This window comes from Rhodoferax sp. SPJ21, from assembly GCF_058216335.1.
Genome location: NZ_JBYZMO010000002.1, coordinates 1506818 through 1521511 on the forward strand (window position 1 = coordinate 1506818; position 14694 = coordinate 1521511).

Sequence of the window (14694 nt, forward strand, 5' to 3'; positions counted from 1 at the left end):
GCCTTAGTCGGTGTTGGTTTTGCCAACTTTGCCGGCCTTGTCGGCCTGCACCTCGGCTGCCCGCAGCTGGGGTGCCAGGCTGTTCAAAATGCCGTTCACGTACTTGTGACCGTCTGTGCCGCCAAACTCCTTGGCCAGCTCGATGCATTCGTTCAACACCACACGCCAAGGCACGTCCAGGCAGTTGCGCATCTCGTACACGCCTATCCACATCACGGAGCGTTCAACCGGCGAGATTTCTTCCAGCTTACGGTCCAGCAGCGGCACGATCAGCGCGTCCAGCTCTGCGGATTGTTCGATGCAGCCATGCAGCAGCGCGTCGTAATGCACCGAGTCGGCCTTGTGAAAGCCGGCCAGGTCGCGGGTAAAGCTGTCGATGGCTTCGGGGGCGTTGCCGCCTACCAGGTGCTGGTACAGCGCCTGTAATGCAAATTCGCGGGCCCGGCTGCGGTCGGATTTGGCGGCGGCTTTGCGCACGCCGGTATCGGTCAGGCCGCTACGGGACTGGCGAGGGCGCTTGGGGGAGGGCGGGGTTTCAGGGATGTTCATGCCAATTGTTCCAACAGTTTGGCCATTTCCACTGCGACGCGGGCGGCATCGCGGCCTTTGTCGGTCTGGCGGGCCACGGCTTGCGCCAGGTTTTCGGTGGTGATGATTGCGTTGGCAATCGGGATTTGGTAGTCCAGCCCGATGCGGGTGACCGCACTGCCGGATTCGTTGGCTACCAGTTCGAAGTGGTAGGTTTCGCCACGGATGATGCAGCCCAAAGCGACCAGAGCGTCGTAATGCTCGGTTTCTGCCAAGGCTTGCAGCGCCAGCGCAACTTCCAGGGCGCCAGGAACCTGGACGTGATCGATATTCTCAGGCTGAACACCCAGTGCCTGTAGCTCGGCCTTGCAGGCTTCTGTGAGTGCATTGGTGATGCTTTCGTTGAAGCGAGCCTGCACGATGGCAATGCGCAGCTTGCTGCCATCCCAGCGGTTATCGTCGGAGCCCAGTGCTCCTTGGTCGGCGTTTAGCATATTGATTCCTTGTTGTTATTTTGGTGAGAGGTAGCCGGTGGTTTCCAGGCCATAGCCCGCCATGCTGGGCATACGGCGGGGTGCTCCCATCAGTTCCATTTTGTGCACTCCGCAGGCCAGCAGAATCTGGGCGCCCACGCCGTAGGTGCGCAGGTCCATGCGGCCACGCTCGGGCGCCTGGGCAGGGCGGGCCGTGCCTTCAAACTGTGCCAGCAGCTCGGTTGCGCTCTCGCCGCAATTGAGCAAGACGGCTACACCCTGGCCCGCGGCGTCAATGTGGCGCAGGCTCGCGTCCAGGCTCCATGAGTGCATGCTGCGGTTGATCTCCAGCGCGTCCAGTACGGACAGGGGTTCGTGCACCCGCACCGGTACTACCGTGTCGGCTGTCCATGTGCCTTTGACCAATGCCAGGTGCACGCCCTGGCTGGGTTTATCGCGAAACGCATGGGCGGTAAAGCAGCCGAAAGCTGTCTCGATGGTTCGGCTGCCTATTTTTTCAATCAGCGATTCATTGCGGCTGCGGTATTCGATCAGGTCGGCAATCGTGCCAATCTTCAGGCCGTGTACGGCGGCAAAGATTTGCAGGTCGGGCAGGCGGGCCATGGTGCCGTCATCGTTCATCACTTCGCAGATAACGGAGGCCGGGCTGCAACCCGCCATGACGGACAGGTCGCAACCGGCTTCGGTATGGCCGGCGCGCATCAGCACTCCGCCGTCTACTGCCTGCAAGGGGAAGATATGGCCGGGCTGTACCAGGTCTTTGGCGGTGGCATTGCGGGCTACGGCAGCTTGCACAGTACGGGCCCGGTCGGCGGCAGAGATGCCGGTGCTGACGCCTTCGGCGGCTTCAATCGACACGGTGAATGCCGTACCCTGCTTGGTTCCGTTGTGGGCCACCATGGGGGGCAGCTGCAGGCGTTCGCAGATTTCGCGCGACAGGGTCAGGCAGATCAGGCCGCGTGCATGGCGGGCCATGAAGTTGATGGCGTCGGCCGTAACGTGGTCGGCTGCCAGAATGATGTCGCCTTCGTTCTCGCGGTCTTCTTCGTCGACCAATATCACCATGCGACCGGCACGGATGTCGGCGACGATGTCTTCCACGGGGGAAATAGCGACCGGCACGGGTGCTGTCATAGCGGGGCTTTCAAAGGTTGCTGGGGGTCAGCCTGGAGCATGCGCTCCACGTAACGCGCGATCAAATCGATCTCCAGATTCACGTGAGAACCTGCTTTCAAATGGCCCAGCGCCGTGTTGTCCACGGTGTGCGGTATCAGGTTGATATCCATCTCGCAGCCCACGGCCATGTCCTTGATCTGGTTCACCGTCAGGCTGACGCCATTGACCGTGATCGAGCCCTTGTAAGCCAGGTATTTGGCCAGGCTGCGCGGCGCCAGTATCTGTAGCAGCCAGCTTTCTCCCACCTGGGTGAATTGACTAACGCTGCCGATGCCGTCCACGTGGCCCGACACAATGTGCCCGCCCAGCCTGTCATGCGCCCGCAAAGCTTTTTCCAGGTTGACGGGGCCTAGCTGGTCCAGTCCGGTGGTTTTGGCTAGCGACTCGGCTGAGATGTCGATGGTGAATTGGTTCTGGCCCGTGTCGAGCGTCGTGGCGGTCATGCAGGCGCCGTTGAGCGCGATGCTGTCGCCCAAGCCTACGTCGTCCAGATACCCGGCGGGCGTCTGCAGGGTGAGACGCTTGCCGTACGAAGAAGAGCTACCCAGGTCGTGCACGGCGACGATGCGCCCCACGCCGGTGATGATTCCGGTAAACATCCCGCTATTTTCGCAGGGTTTGACCGCAACCCCAGCGCGGCTTGAAATTCTTCAGAACTGGTCGCGGCCCCGCACACGCGCGGCAATGCGGACATCCGGGCCAACCTGGCTGACGGATGTAAAGTCCAGGGTGAGTGCGTCTTGCAGATGTGTCAGCGGGCTGAGCTGCGCCATATCCATGCCCGGGCCGATCAGCTTGGGCGCTATGTAGACCAGGAATTCGTCTACCAAGCCGGCCTGCACTAGGGCGCCATTCAGTGTTTGGCCGGCTTCCACGTGGATCTCGTTGATTTCACGCCGTGCTAGCTCACGCACCATGGCGGCCAGATCTACTCTTCCATCTGCGCCAGGCAGCATGAGCACGGTGGCACCTGCTGCTTCCAGTGCGGCTTGTTTTTCATCATTTTGGACGCCAGCGCATATATACACTGCGCGTCCAGCTATAAAAATGCTAGAGAGTGGCGGGGTTTCTAGTCGGCTATCGACCACGATGACATGGGGTTGCCTCGGTGTATCGACCAGGCGCGCATCGAGTGTTGGTTTGTCTTTCAAAATGGTGCCAATGCCTGTGAGCACTGCGCAGGCACGGGCCCGAGATGCATGGCCATCGGCACGCGCCGCCGCAGAAGTAATCCATTGGCTTTCGCCATTTGCCAGCGCCGTGCGGCCGTCTAGCGATGCGGCAATCTTCATGCGCACCCAGGGCGTCTTGCGTACCATGCGGCTGAAGAAGCCCAGGTTCAATTCACGGGCCTCGTGTGCTCCTGGGCCTACCTCGACCTCGACACCTGCAGCCCTCAGCCGTGCAAATCCGTTACCTGCCACCAGGGGGTTGGGGTCTGGCAGTGATGCGACTACGCGGCGAATGCCTGCTTGTACAAGCGCATCGCAACAAGGACCGGTACGCCCTTGATGCGAGCAAGGTTCTAGCGTCACATAGGCTGTGGCGCCCACCACTCTGTGGTTGCGCGCGGCAGCATCTTGCAGAGCCATGACTTCTGCATGCGGGCCGCCTGCGCGCTGGGTGTGGCCCTGGCCGAGGATGCTGCCATCAGGATCGGTAATGACGCAGCCTACGCGTGGATTGGGTTGCGTAAGTCTTTCGGCACTTTGTGCAAGCGCCAACGCAAGCGCCATGGGGGATGTACTGTCTGAAATAGGTTGTCCTTCCACTCAGCTTGTGGAACTCAGATTGCACGTAGTGTCTGTACTGCTAGCTGGTTTGCATACGCGGGGGCGGCCTGTGCGAGCGATTTTGATAAACCGTGTTTCTTCAGATGCCGCGCTACTCGACACGTCGTTACGCGAGAGCTGCAATGTCACAGCGCTACCCAAGGCTCCGGTTTTGTCTATGGAATAGCCTGATGCGTCGTACATGATGGCGGGTGCGGTGCCGCTTGCTATACCGTTGCCCGTTACGGTGATGTAGCTTGGCAGGGCGGCTTGTTTCAATACGATGGTGTCAACAGTGGCGTCATAAACGCCGTTTTGGTTGATATCGATGAATACGATCCATCCTGTCGCCCAGTTTGATCCATTTCCTGCTCCGGTTCCGAGGGGCACTACAGACGCGTACCTGCCGCGCTTCAACGCTTCGCCACGTGCGGCATTGATCGCTGCAAACAGGGTATTGGCCGCAGAGGTTAAGTCGGCATTGCGCTTGTAGGTCAGCATGCTGGGTACTGCCGTCAGTAACAAAATGGCCGCAATGGCGAGCGTCACCATCAGCTCAATGAGCGTAAACCCACGTTGTGGGTCTGGCTGGTATGTCATGGCCAGCACAAACTGAAATTGCTGCTACTGGCCGTACCAGTGCAAGATTTAACCCCTGTGCTGGTCATGCTGAGGTTGCCAACTTCGGGGTCGGATTTCACAGGCTGCGCAGTCACTTGCACGCACTCTTGGATGGTTGGCACCGTAGCACCCGTTACAGGCGCAGGGCAGGTACCTGCGGACAGGCGGTACGCTGTGTTGGTGGCAGAGTCGCCAGAAAAGGTTTTGAACGGCACCGCTGAGCTAGTGGTGGCTCCACACGTAGATGCTATAGCGGCGACTGTGCCATTGGTGTTTGAGAAAGCAAGATAGCAATTCTTTTGCGTCATGTAGCGCTCTTGTTGCTGTAAAAGTTCTACTAGCGCGGTGCGCGCTTGTGCGCGTTTACCTTTGAGTACAGACGATGTGTAGGACGGGTAGGCAATGGCCCCCAAAATCGCAACCACTGCTACCACGATCATCAATTCCAACAGCGTAAAGCCCTTCGCGTATTTGTGGGTCATGGTGCGTTCTTTAAGGTGATGTAATTATTAATTTGCCGCCAACTTAAGCGGCCTGAGACGGTGGATGTTGTGGTGGTAACCCCTGTGCTGGACCCCGTAGTGCCTGATTGCAGCACGGTTTTCGTACTCTGCTTGATGCGTCGGCCGGTTGAATCACTAGGCACAGGGTAGCTGATGCTCGATATTGTGCTGCTGTATTCACCCGAAACCAAAAATGGGGTTCCTGGAATACCCACTGTAGATGTGGTGATGGTTCCTGTTCCGCTTAGCAGGTTGACTACGTAGAGGTATCCACTGCCGCCGCTGGCGGCGCATGAACCTGCAGTTCCAACACCAGCCGGCACCAATGTCGAAAAAAGGATGTTGTTTCCGTTGACCAGCCCGTTGCTTACACTTCTTTCGCCTGAACTTGCAAAATCAGCATACCAACCTGAGCGCTGGGTAGCGTCTGAGTCGCTAGCTGCCCGTCCCCAGTTAAATGCTGGTACGGTAACCGTCGCTGCCGACTGGTTAATGGTTCCTGCGATAAGTCTACCCCTACCTGAAATCACGCTATCGCCTGCCGGATTGCTATCGGCCGCAGTCAATCCGTTGTCAAAGACCGCGTATACAGAGTTTTGATTCGTAGAGGTTCGATCGCTGTTTTCTAAATATTTGCCTGTAGTAAATGCCACATAGTTGGTCGCAACTTGGCTCACCACCGGGCCTGCTTTCACCATAGGAGCTGTCGATATGGGTTGCACGGCTGAAGAGGCTGTTTTTGCGATAAACAACGGATAGGGATTGGGAGATGCTGTAGTGCCTTTGTTGTTAGCAATTCTTTTGCGTCATGTAGCGCTCTTGTTGCTGTAAAAGTTCTACTAGCGCGGTGCGCGCTTGTGCGCGTTTACCTTTGAGTACAGACGATGTGTAGGACGGGTAGGCAATGGCCCCCAAAATCGCAACCACTGCTACCACGATCATCAATTCCAACAGCGTAAAGCCCTTCGCGTATTTGTGGGTCATGGTGCGTTCTTTAAGGTGATGTAATTATTAATTTGCCGCCAACTTAAGCGGCCTGAGACGGTGGATGTTGTGGTGGTAACCCCTGTGCTGGACCCCGTAGTGCCTGATTGCAGCACGGTTTTCGTACTCTGCTTGATGCGTCGGCCGGTTGAATCACTAGGCACAGGGTAGCTGATGCTCGATATTGTGCTGCTGTATTCACCCGAAACCAAAAATGGGGTTCCTGGAATACCCACTGTAGATGTGGTGATGGTTCCTGTTCCGCTTAGCAGGTTGACTACGTAGAGGTATCCACTGCCGCCGCTGGCGGCGCATGAACCTGCAGTTCCAACACCAGCCGGCACCAATGTCGAAAAAAGGATGTTGTTTCCGTTGACCAGCCCGTTGCTTACACTTCTTTCGCCTGAACTTGCAAAATCAGCATACCAACCTGAGCGCTGGGTAGCGTCTGAGTCGCTAGCTGCCCGTCCCCAGTTAAATGCTGGTACGGTAACCGTCGCTGCCGACTGGTTAATGGTTCCTGCGATAAGTCTACCCCTACCTGAAATCACGCTATCGCCTGCCGGATTGCTATCGGCCGCAGTCAATCCGTTGTCAAAGACCGCGTATACAGAGTTTTGATTCGTAGAGGTTCGATCGCTGTTTTCTAAATATTTGCCTGTAGTAAATGCCACATAGTTGGTCGCAACTTGGCTCACCACCGGGCCTGCTTTCACCATAGGAGCTGTCGATATGGGTTGCACGGCTGAAGAGGCTGTTTTTGCGATAAACAACGGATAGGGATTGGGAGATGCTGTAGTGCCTTTGTTGTAAGCCGACAGTTTGTTGATATTCCAATCTGCTGCACCGTAGGTGCTGAAGTCTAGTTTCCACAGTTTTCCATGCAAATCGCCCACATATATTTGGGTGACTTCTCCAGCAGAGCCTTTCATGGCGGTGAAGCTGATGACCCCGGTAGGGTTGCTCGTACTCAGTGTGCTATCCACTGGAAGTGAAATTTTGTAATAGTTGGGTGTAGTGCCCGTGGCTGTCCAGGCGGTTCCAGCAGGCTTGTCCAGTGCTAGTAAAAATATAGCGGGTTGTCCCGTAGTGCTATACCTTCCAGCACTATCGGGTACATAGTTGTTTACGCCACTTGCGACTATGGCAAACCAGCGGTAGGTGGCGGTAGCACCTGCTGCACTGGTTCTCAGGCGGGCTATTTGGGGTTTGCCCACCACGAACCCGATTTCAGGATCGTCCGCGCGTGTGAACTCCCACATCACCTTGCTAGCGTCAAAATTACTAGGGTCGGTAACATCCAATGCAAAGACACCCGAACCGCCTGCACCAGTGCCCGCCACCAGTACGGTTCGCCAGTCGGCGGCGTTTCCATTGGAGAAAACTTCAGCCTCCGCAATGGCTGGCGGTGCATCTACATAGCTTTGGTGGTTTTGGTTATAGCTCGTGCTGGTGAGTGCAGACAGCTTGGGGCCCATCCAGCTAGGAATATAGGCAAACAACTCGTTGCCAGTAGTTGCATTAAATGCGTGCAGCATCCCATCATTAGCACCCGCAAATACTGCTGCAGTACGTGATGTATAAGCGCTATAAAAACTTGAATAGGTGCTGCTGGCATACGCCATACTCGATGCGGGAGTGCCTGAATATTCAATACTTGAATTAATAATATCGCCCAATAAACTACTTCGTGAGCGAAATCGCCCACCGGTATTGCTGGGGCTCACTTGGTTGGTTTTATCCCCTCTTATAAAGTCTAGGCGAGAAGATCCAAAACCATCTGATGTCGATGATGGTGATAATTGATTTAGGTTCCCTTTTAAGGTGGCGCCAATTGCAGTCCACGTGAATTCAGTGGCGGTAGTTCCGGAAATAGGGGGGGGGACTCCTATATATATTTTGCGATTGGTTGCGGGGGCGCTCATGGCTGTCAACTGGGTTGCAGCGCTCCATGTGGCTGTTGATCCCACCGAAACAGCATTGGTTGAATCTACTGTAATTGGATAGGCCGAAACATCTCCGCTCCAGTCCGAAGTGTCAAAAGAGCCTTTGTATTGCAAGCTGCCTGCTGACGTAATATTGGTAGAAGCCGCAGCAGTTGCAGCGATATTATTGGATTTGGTTGTGGCGTTGTTGAAAATATCATCAAATGCTTTTAATACGCCACGAGCACTGCTTTGTAGGTAATAAGAGCTGGCCTCCCCAGGGCGGGTGGAGTCTTGCCAAACATCGTTATTGTTAGTTCCATTTTGCTGCTTAAATGGATTCCCATATATGTTGTACGGTTTAGATGCAGTATTGGCCGAGTCTGCCTGAAACCCACCGTATTTGGCAGCAGTAAAAAATTGATTGTTATAGTGTCGATAGTTATCTGAGGTGGAGTTGCCATACTCGTTAACGTCAAATAACATTGTTTTTACCCGTAATCCACGTCTCTGGCTGCTTACTGCATTGGTCCAATCTGTTCCGCGTATGTCGTGCGTATGTGCCCAATAAGCCTGGCCAATAATTTGGTTTCCTGGGGGGCTGCCATTCACTGTGCTGTTCGGGTTTCCGGTAGTGCGGGCCGCGCCTTGTCCGTCGGTATAGGAGGTTGCGCTTCCATTTTCAAAACTTTGGGTAATTCCTGTCCAGTAGCTGATATCTGGTATGTTGTTGCTTGTATTGGCTGCAGGTAAGTTGCTGCCGTCATGCGTATTTACGTCGCCGATTACCACAATGTTGCTTTTTAAACAGGAGTAATCTGCGGTATTAGAGCGTCCCGCATAAGGATCTGTCCACGTTGTAGCAACTGGAAAGCCATCATACATGCTTGAGGTAATATTACTTACTGCGGCGGGAGTAGGTTGTAAACCCTGTAAGTAGCGCAATGTTTCATAATGAAGCTCACCTACGGGATCATATTTTTTATATCTGCCTTGGATAGAACCTGTTCTACCAAATTTATTTAGATAGTTTATAACGCCACTGATGTTTGGAGTTTGGGATGTATCATTGTCAGGGTTGCTTGAAAATACGCCTGTATTAGCATCCCATTCCATATTGGCATTGCCTGTGGTGGGCGTATTTTCTTGACCCACTGTGTCAAATGTCTTTGCTCCTACGTATTTCATAGGGGCGCGCAAGACACCGCCATATCGACCGCCTGCAGAACTATCGGTTTGATCTAAAAGGTAACCAAAGGCAGCAAGTCTCAGTTGGTCACTGTATTTTTGAATTGATCCTGTGGGTTTAAAATTTCCATTCGGATATGCTGTGCATAATCCATAATCACGTACATCTTGGAGTGTGCTTGAATTCGGTACTTTGTTGCAAACCTGAACACGGCCGTAAAAAAATCCATCCGAATTCAGGCTGGTGCCGCTAGTGGTCGGTTGCCAAGAGCCCGAATAATTGCTTATGTAGCACTCTTTAAATGTTCCTGATATGGGGTCGCCAAAAACACCGTTTGAGCAAGTTGCGCCGTTATAAGCGGGCGCTACAGCCCAAGTGGTACCTGCCCCATACCATACCGCTTTTGTTCCTGTGAACTGGCAATTGGTACTACTTTCGTCTGCACATTTGACACCCCCATTGGGGCGGTTTGTATTTGAGGTGGTAATTGGACCCATCTGGCGAGCTGCATTGCTGCTTAATGTATATCCGCTCGTACTACCGCACGTACCGGCCGTGCTGGTGCCAGCACGAAAATAAATACGATTTAATGTATTGGCGATCCATATATCGTTTCCAGCTGCATCATTGACCATGGAGGTTGGTATCGCTCCAAAATAGTTATTGGAACCCCCGCTCCTTTTAAGCTGTTTTGCAGGAAAGTTCGATGTGTTCCACATGCAGGTGGGGTCTCCATCTGGTATGACAGCACGCTGTAATATCGTTAAGCTTGCAGTGTCTATATAGCGATCGCCACCAGAGAGCGCTAGCCGCAGCATATCGATAGCAGAGCTAGAGGCCCAGTTTAGGAAGTTCCCGCTAAAAGCGTTGCTACATTGCCGGTTAGTGGCTGCACCACTACGGTCAAATCGTTTGTAATCACTACTTGTTAATCCGGTTGCAGGAGTTTCTGCGGGGGCATCGTTGTAGGTGTAGCATGCTTCCGCATCGTAATATCCCAGATACTCATTGGTATTGGAATATGTGGCATCTGATGAGGATCCTGGCTGGTCTACGTACTGTGCACCTACTGTTGGAAACTCAACTGAGAGTGCTAATGCAATGACTGGTTTATCAACAGTGGTGGTGGCGTAAAGTGGGACTGTTGATAAGGTGATAGACGGGATGCTGGTCGACGCATCTGCCCTAACAATAATGGTGGTTGTTATCGATAAAATCGTTAATAAAATAACAAATAGCCAACGGTTGTTGAAAATTTTATTAAATAAATAAATATGGTTATTGGCTGAAGTTAATTTAATTTTCATAATAAATTTTCTTTCGATCAATAACGGTAAATCATTTGTGCTACTGCTTGAATGTCGCTTCGGGGTCCAAAGCCCATTGCTGTTATACGGTACATGTAAATATATTTGGGAGGCGTGGCCGAAAGGTCAGATTGCTCGGTATCAGGTATAGCCTCAATGATGTAGCGCGGTAATTTTGCTGGTTGAATGCCTAAACCCCCTGCACTAAACGTTCGCCCGGTGTAAGTGCCAAACGCAGTAGTTTTGGCTGAGCTAGATGTGTCTGTAAAATCTATAGTGAGCCAAATGGGTTTTCCAGATGTTGCGGGGAGGCATAAACCCACATAGTTTGTAGCGTTGCTACAGCCTGCTGTAAATTTTGAAATATCGGTTGAATTTTTAAAAATGGATCTGCGTACAGAAGCTGTCGGACCATAGATATCAAATTCAGCGTCAATAAGTGCAGCTTCTGCTGCTTGCCATGCTACTTGCATATCTCTGTCATTGCGGGCGCCTCGTTCCCCCATCATGGCTATTTGTATTCCTGCGACTCCAAGTAGTGAAACAATCGTCAAAATCATCATTACCAGAATGAGCGACATACCGTTTTGTCGGTGTATGTACCCAGCTGGTCGTCGTTGCCTAAGCGTATTGAGTGCGGGTTTCATTTCGATTTTCTACTCAAGGGCTTTGTAGCTTCAGACTTTGATCATTGCGGAGATGCACGGTGAATGTGACCACTTGACGTAGCCGACCGTCTGCAGCGGGGCTGAATATCGAGCCAACATCGCCGCTGGAAGCCATTGCTGAGCCCGGCGTAGATGAGGTGCTACCTGAGTTCTTGCCTAAGCCCAGGGGGTAAAAAGTTTGCGCCGTCTGGTCTTGGGCGGAACCCACTGGCCCCCGTAGTACCAGGCCAATACGCAGGCTGCGTACCCTGCGCCAATTGGCGTTGGTAGCAACTGCGTTGCCGCTTACTGTCATTTGGTCTGCCCTTAAATACCTGTCGGTAATGGAATCTGTCGTTCCAGTGGGGGCTGTATTGGGTGTGACTGCATCCACGCCGTATAAAACTTGGAAGTCTTCTACGCCATCAATTATGGGTTGCCCATTATTGGGGCCAGTGGCGCACATCAGCGCTGGTTCATTCGTGACAGTGCTAAGACCAACATAAAAGGCACTGGTTATACGATCGTCTTGGTCAATTGGGGCTGTGGCGAGTCCACTACCTTGGCAGTCAATCATGGATTTGTCAGATGCCGTAGCGCCGGTGAATAGCGCGGCAGTTTGGAAGCGGACCATCAATATGTCGCTGCCGTTAATGCCTGCAGTTGTAGGTGCTGTATTGAAGGGATCGCTGGAACTGGGGCGTTTGTTATCGATGCCGAATACGTCGGGGTCTGGATTGGTTGAAATACCTTTTACGTTGGTTTGGCGCGGTGAGGCGATGTACAGCACGTCTTTGTAGCCTGCTTGCACGGCTATACGCTGGATCAAGTCCATTGCAAATCGGCCGTTATCACGCAACTGAGAAGATGCATCGATGGCATTGAAACCTTTGCGACTTACGATAAGAGATGCAATGGCTGCTATCGCGATGATCAGACTGATCGCCATGGCGACCAACAGCTCAACCATGGTTAAGCCGTTTTGCTTGCGGAAGCTTGCTCTCACTGCACGCTACCTGCAGTGACCGGAAGAACGACGGAGGGCAGCGTAGCTCTTTCGAGTGGTGTGCTATTCGTACTTTTTCGGTCGGTTGACGCCCTTGTCCACCCAATTTTGATGACAGTGCTGGCACCACTGCCGGTGCCGCAGGTCCATTGGGGTATGCCGTTCGAGTCAAAGGGGGCGGAGTCGGAGCAGACGGTGACATGCGCGCCAGGCAATTCGCTGTCAACCCTTGAAAGCCATTCGGTCATTTCAGCACTCGCAATTTCGGTTGTACTCGCGCACGCAGTGGTGCTGGTAGCGACATTGAGGCAGTAACTGGTAGAGGCTGGTGCTAATGGATTGGAGTTGAAGTCGCCAAAGTAGGGGCTTGTGCTGGACAAGGCAATATCTTTGTTATTACGCATTATTTCGGCCAATTCACGCGCAAGGTTGACTGCGATGGATTGCAGTTTTGCGTCTCTGTTGGATTGCAAAGCCGTTGCTTGCAGTCCAACCATGCCCAGCAGGCCGAACGATAAAACAATGATCGATATCAGCACTTCTACCAGGGAAAATCCTGCAGAGCGCACATGCCGACTGTTTCTTCGCAATGCTTTTAATGGGAAAACGGGGGGGGTGGGGCGCAATGATTCCATTTGCGCATGATAGGAAAAAAATCCCAGTTACGGTTGTACCCATACAACCGCTCGTCGTGCGAGAAGGCCCGTTAGGGAGATCCACGCAACCTAAACTGTGGTGAGCTGCCTCATGCCCGTGTTTCGCATCGCGTTGCTAACTTTGCTTATTTGTTGTTGCCCCGGCGATTAATGTGTTGCGCCTTATCGTTGCACTTCGTCTACGAGGGTTTTGAAGTCATCCACATCTTCAAAGCTGCGGTACACGCTTGCGAAACGTATGTAAGCGACTTTGTCCAGCTTTTTGAGTTCGCGCATAACCAGTTCACCAATGTAGTTCGATAGAACTTCGCGTACCCCTAGATTAAGTAGTTTTTCTTCAATTCGTTCAATCGCCATATCTACCTGTTCAGTGCTCACAGGGCGTTTTCGCAAAGCGAGTGTGAACGATGCGCGCAGTTTGGAGGCTACATAGTCGATGCGGCGTCCATCTTTTTTTACGATGGTAGGGAAGTTGACTTCCGGTCGCTCATAAGTGGTGAATCTTTTTTCGCAGCCCCCGCAGCGGCGCCGGCGGCGAACCAGGTCGCCGTCGTCAGATTCACGGGTTTCGACTACTTGGGTCTCACCGTGGCCGCAGAAGGGGCATTTCATGTCGTCTTAGCGCTTAGCGATAGACGGGGAAGCGGCTGGTCAATGCTGCGACCTTGGCGCGCACGGCGTCGAGGTTTGCGGCGTCACGCGGGTTGTCCAGCACATCGGCCACTAGGTTCGCGGTGGCGCGGGCTTCTTCGTCCTTGAAGCCGCGGGTGGTCATGGCAGGTGTACCGATACGCACACCGCTGGTGACCATGGGCTTTTCCGGGTCGTTGGGGATGGCGTTTTTGTTGATGGTCATGTGGGCGCTGCCCAGCACGGCTTCAGCTTCCTTGCCCGTGATGCCCTTGGCGCGCAGATCCACCAACATGACGTGGCTTTGGGTGCCGCCGCTGACGATGCGCAGGCCGCGTTGGGTCAGGGTTTCGGCCACGATCTGGGCGTTCTTCAATACCTGTTGCTGGTAGGTCTTGAATTCGGGCGTGAGCGCTTCCTTGAATGCCACAGCCTTGGCCGCGATGACGTGCATCAGTGGGCCGCCTTGCAGGCCAGGGAAGATGGCGCTGTTGATGGCTTTCTCAAATTCCGACTTCATCAAGATGATGCCGCCACGCGGGCCACGCAGGCTCTTGTGGGTGGTGGAGGTGACGATGTCTGCGTGTGGCACGGGGTTGGGGTAGATGCCGGCGGCAATCAGGCCTGCGTAGTGGGCCATATCAACCATGAAGATGGCGCCCACATCCTTCGCAACCTTGGCAAAGCGCTCAAAATCGATAGCGAGAGAGTAAGCACTGGCGCCCGCAATAATTAGTTTTGGCTTGGTTTCATGGGCTTTGCGTTCCATCGCGTCGTAGTCGATGGCTTCGTTGGCGTCCAGGCCATAGCTGACCACGTTGAACCATTTGCCGCTCATGTTCAGGGCCATGCCGTGGGTCAGGTGACCGCCTTCGGCGAGGCTCATGCCCATGATGGTGTCGCCGGGCTTGAGGAAAGCGAGGAACACGGCTTCGTTGGCCGATGCGCCGCAATGCGGTTGTACGTTGGCCGCTTCAGCGCCAAACAGTTGCTTGACGCGGTCGATGGCCAATTGTTCTGCAATGTCCACGTATTCGCAGCCACCGTAGTAGCGACGGCCGGGGTAGCCTTCGGCGTATTTATTGGTGAGCTGCGAGCCTTGCGCGGCCATGACGGCGGGCGAGGCGTAGTTTTCGCTGGCGATCAGCTCGATATGGTGTTCTTGGCGGGCGTTTTCGGCCTGGATAGCGGCGAACAGCTCGGGGTCGGTTTGTTCAATCAGAATGCGGCGGTCGTACATGGCAGTCCTATCAGAC

General features: G+C 53.8%; 15 protein-coding genes. All 15 read right to left on the minus strand.

The genetic code is table 11. From position 1 onward, the window contains the following. Positions 1–3 precede the first annotated feature (3 nt). The gene (gene nusB, locus AC4BBN_RS14955) at positions 4–549 is read right to left on the minus strand and encodes a transcription antitermination factor NusB (protein ID WP_490592755.1); all 546 of its coding nucleotides are present in this window, start codon (positions 547–549) and stop codon (positions 4–6) included. Beyond that, on the minus strand, positions 546–1022 hold the full coding sequence (gene ribH / locus AC4BBN_RS14960) for a 6,7-dimethyl-8-ribityllumazine synthase (RefSeq protein WP_490592756.1): 477 nt from the start codon (positions 1020–1022) through the stop codon (positions 546–548). The genes nusB and ribH overlap by 4 nt, the downstream gene beginning before the upstream one ends. 15 nt (positions 1023–1037) lie before the next feature. Next, positions 1038–2156 carry a bifunctional 3,4-dihydroxy-2-butanone-4-phosphate synthase/GTP cyclohydrolase II gene (ribBA, locus tag AC4BBN_RS14965; protein ID WP_490592757.1) on the minus strand — a complete coding sequence of 373 codons (1119 nt, stop codon included), beginning with the start codon at positions 2154–2156 and terminating at the stop codon, positions 1038–1040. Next, the gene (locus AC4BBN_RS14970; RefSeq protein ID WP_490592758.1) at positions 2153–2797 is read right to left on the minus strand and encodes a riboflavin synthase; all 645 of its coding nucleotides are present in this window, start codon (positions 2795–2797) and stop codon (positions 2153–2155) included. The genes ribBA and AC4BBN_RS14970 overlap by 4 nt, the downstream gene beginning before the upstream one ends. A gap of 51 nt (positions 2798–2848) precedes the next feature. Then, positions 2849–3934 carry a bifunctional diaminohydroxyphosphoribosylaminopyrimidine deaminase/5-amino-6-(5-phosphoribosylamino)uracil reductase RibD gene (gene ribD / locus AC4BBN_RS14975; protein ID WP_490592759.1) on the minus strand — a complete coding sequence of 362 codons (1086 nt, stop codon included), beginning with the start codon at positions 3932–3934 and terminating at the stop codon, positions 2849–2851. A gap of 36 nt (positions 3935–3970) precedes the next feature. Then, positions 3971–4570: a GspH/FimT family pseudopilin gene (locus AC4BBN_RS14980; RefSeq protein ID WP_490592760.1), complete on the minus strand. Its 600-nt coding sequence runs from the start codon at positions 4568–4570 to the stop codon at positions 3971–3973. Next, complete coding sequence (locus tag AC4BBN_RS14985; protein ID WP_490592761.1) at positions 4567–5073, minus strand: type IV pilin protein; 507 nt, start codon at positions 5071–5073, stop codon at positions 4567–4569. Before AC4BBN_RS14985 ends, AC4BBN_RS14980 begins: the two co-directional genes overlap by 4 nt. Then, the gene (locus AC4BBN_RS14990) at positions 5070–5846 is read right to left on the minus strand and encodes a hypothetical protein (protein ID WP_490592762.1); all 777 of its coding nucleotides are present in this window, start codon (positions 5844–5846) and stop codon (positions 5070–5072) included. The genes AC4BBN_RS14985 and AC4BBN_RS14990 overlap by 4 nt, the downstream gene beginning before the upstream one ends. Before the next feature lie 37 nt (positions 5847–5883). Further along, positions 5884–6078 carry a type IV pilin protein gene (locus AC4BBN_RS14995; RefSeq protein ID WP_490592763.1) on the minus strand — a complete coding sequence of 65 codons (195 nt, stop codon included), beginning with the start codon at positions 6076–6078 and terminating at the stop codon, positions 5884–5886. Next, the gene (locus AC4BBN_RS15000) at positions 6075–10499 is read right to left on the minus strand and encodes a pilus assembly protein (protein WP_490592764.1); all 4425 of its coding nucleotides are present in this window, start codon (positions 10497–10499) and stop codon (positions 6075–6077) included. The genes AC4BBN_RS14995 and AC4BBN_RS15000 overlap by 4 nt, the downstream gene beginning before the upstream one ends. Positions 10500–10516: 17 nt before the next feature. Beyond that, entirely contained in the window at positions 10517–11080 is a 564-nt protein-coding gene (locus tag AC4BBN_RS15005; protein WP_490592765.1) for a pilus assembly PilX family protein, read from the minus strand. 79 nt (positions 11081–11159) lie between these two features. Next, the gene (locus tag AC4BBN_RS15010) at positions 11160–12152 is read right to left on the minus strand and encodes a PilW family protein (RefSeq protein WP_490592766.1); all 993 of its coding nucleotides are present in this window, start codon (positions 12150–12152) and stop codon (positions 11160–11162) included. Next, entirely contained in the window at positions 12149–12787 is a 639-nt protein-coding gene (gene pilV, locus AC4BBN_RS15015) for a type IV pilus modification protein PilV (RefSeq protein ID WP_490592767.1), read from the minus strand. Before pilV ends, AC4BBN_RS15010 begins: the two co-directional genes overlap by 4 nt. 183 nt (positions 12788–12970) lie before the next feature. Further along, entirely contained in the window at positions 12971–13420 is a 450-nt protein-coding gene (gene nrdR / locus AC4BBN_RS15020; protein ID WP_490592768.1) for a transcriptional regulator NrdR, read from the minus strand. Positions 13421–13433: 13 nt separating this feature from the next. Further along, entirely contained in the window at positions 13434–14678 is a 1245-nt protein-coding gene (gene glyA, locus AC4BBN_RS15025; protein ID WP_490592769.1) for a serine hydroxymethyltransferase, read from the minus strand. Between the last annotated feature and the right edge of the window lie 16 nt (positions 14679–14694).

What these genes read in the sequence shown, in the direction of transcription:
- nusB (WP_490592755.1), bottom strand. Translation starts at nt 549, where the DNA reads ATGAACATCCCTGAAACCCCGCCCTCCCCCAAGCGCCCTCGCCAGTCC.
- ribH (WP_490592756.1), bottom strand. Translation starts at nt 1,022, where the DNA reads ATGCTAAACGCCGACCAAGGAGCACTGGGCTCCGACGATAACCGCTGG.
- ribBA (WP_490592757.1), bottom strand. Translation starts at nt 2,156, where the DNA reads ATGACAGCACCCGTGCCGGTCGCTATTTCCCCCGTGGAAGACATCGTC.
- AC4BBN_RS14970 (WP_490592758.1), bottom strand. Translation starts at nt 2,797, where the DNA reads ATGTTTACCGGAATCATCACCGGCGTGGGGCGCATCGTCGCCGTGCAC.
- ribD (WP_490592759.1), bottom strand. Translation starts at nt 3,934, where the DNA reads ATGGCGCTTGCGTTGGCGCTTGCACAAAGTGCCGAAAGACTTACGCAA.
- AC4BBN_RS14980 (WP_490592760.1), bottom strand. Translation starts at nt 4,570, where the DNA reads ATGACATACCAGCCAGACCCACAACGTGGGTTTACGCTCATTGAGCTG.
- AC4BBN_RS14985 (WP_490592761.1), bottom strand. Translation starts at nt 5,073, where the DNA reads ATGACCCACAAATACGCGAAGGGCTTTACGCTGTTGGAATTGATGATC.
- AC4BBN_RS14995 (WP_490592763.1), bottom strand. Translation starts at nt 6,078, where the DNA reads ATGACCCACAAATACGCGAAGGGCTTTACGCTGTTGGAATTGATGATC.
- AC4BBN_RS15000 (WP_490592764.1), bottom strand. Translation starts at nt 10,499, where the DNA reads ATGAAAATTAAATTAACTTCAGCCAATAACCATATTTATTTATTTAAT.
- AC4BBN_RS15005 (WP_490592765.1), bottom strand. Translation starts at nt 11,080, where the DNA reads ATGTCGCTCATTCTGGTAATGATGATTTTGACGATTGTTTCACTACTT.
- pilV (WP_490592767.1), bottom strand. Translation starts at nt 12,787, where the DNA reads ATGGAATCATTGCGCCCCACCCCCCCCGTTTTCCCATTAAAAGCATTG.
- nrdR (WP_490592768.1), bottom strand. Translation starts at nt 13,420, where the DNA reads ATGAAATGCCCCTTCTGCGGCCACGGTGAGACCCAAGTAGTCGAAACC.
- glyA (WP_490592769.1), bottom strand. Translation starts at nt 14,678, where the DNA reads ATGTACGACCGCCGCATTCTGATTGAACAAACCGACCCCGAGCTGTTC.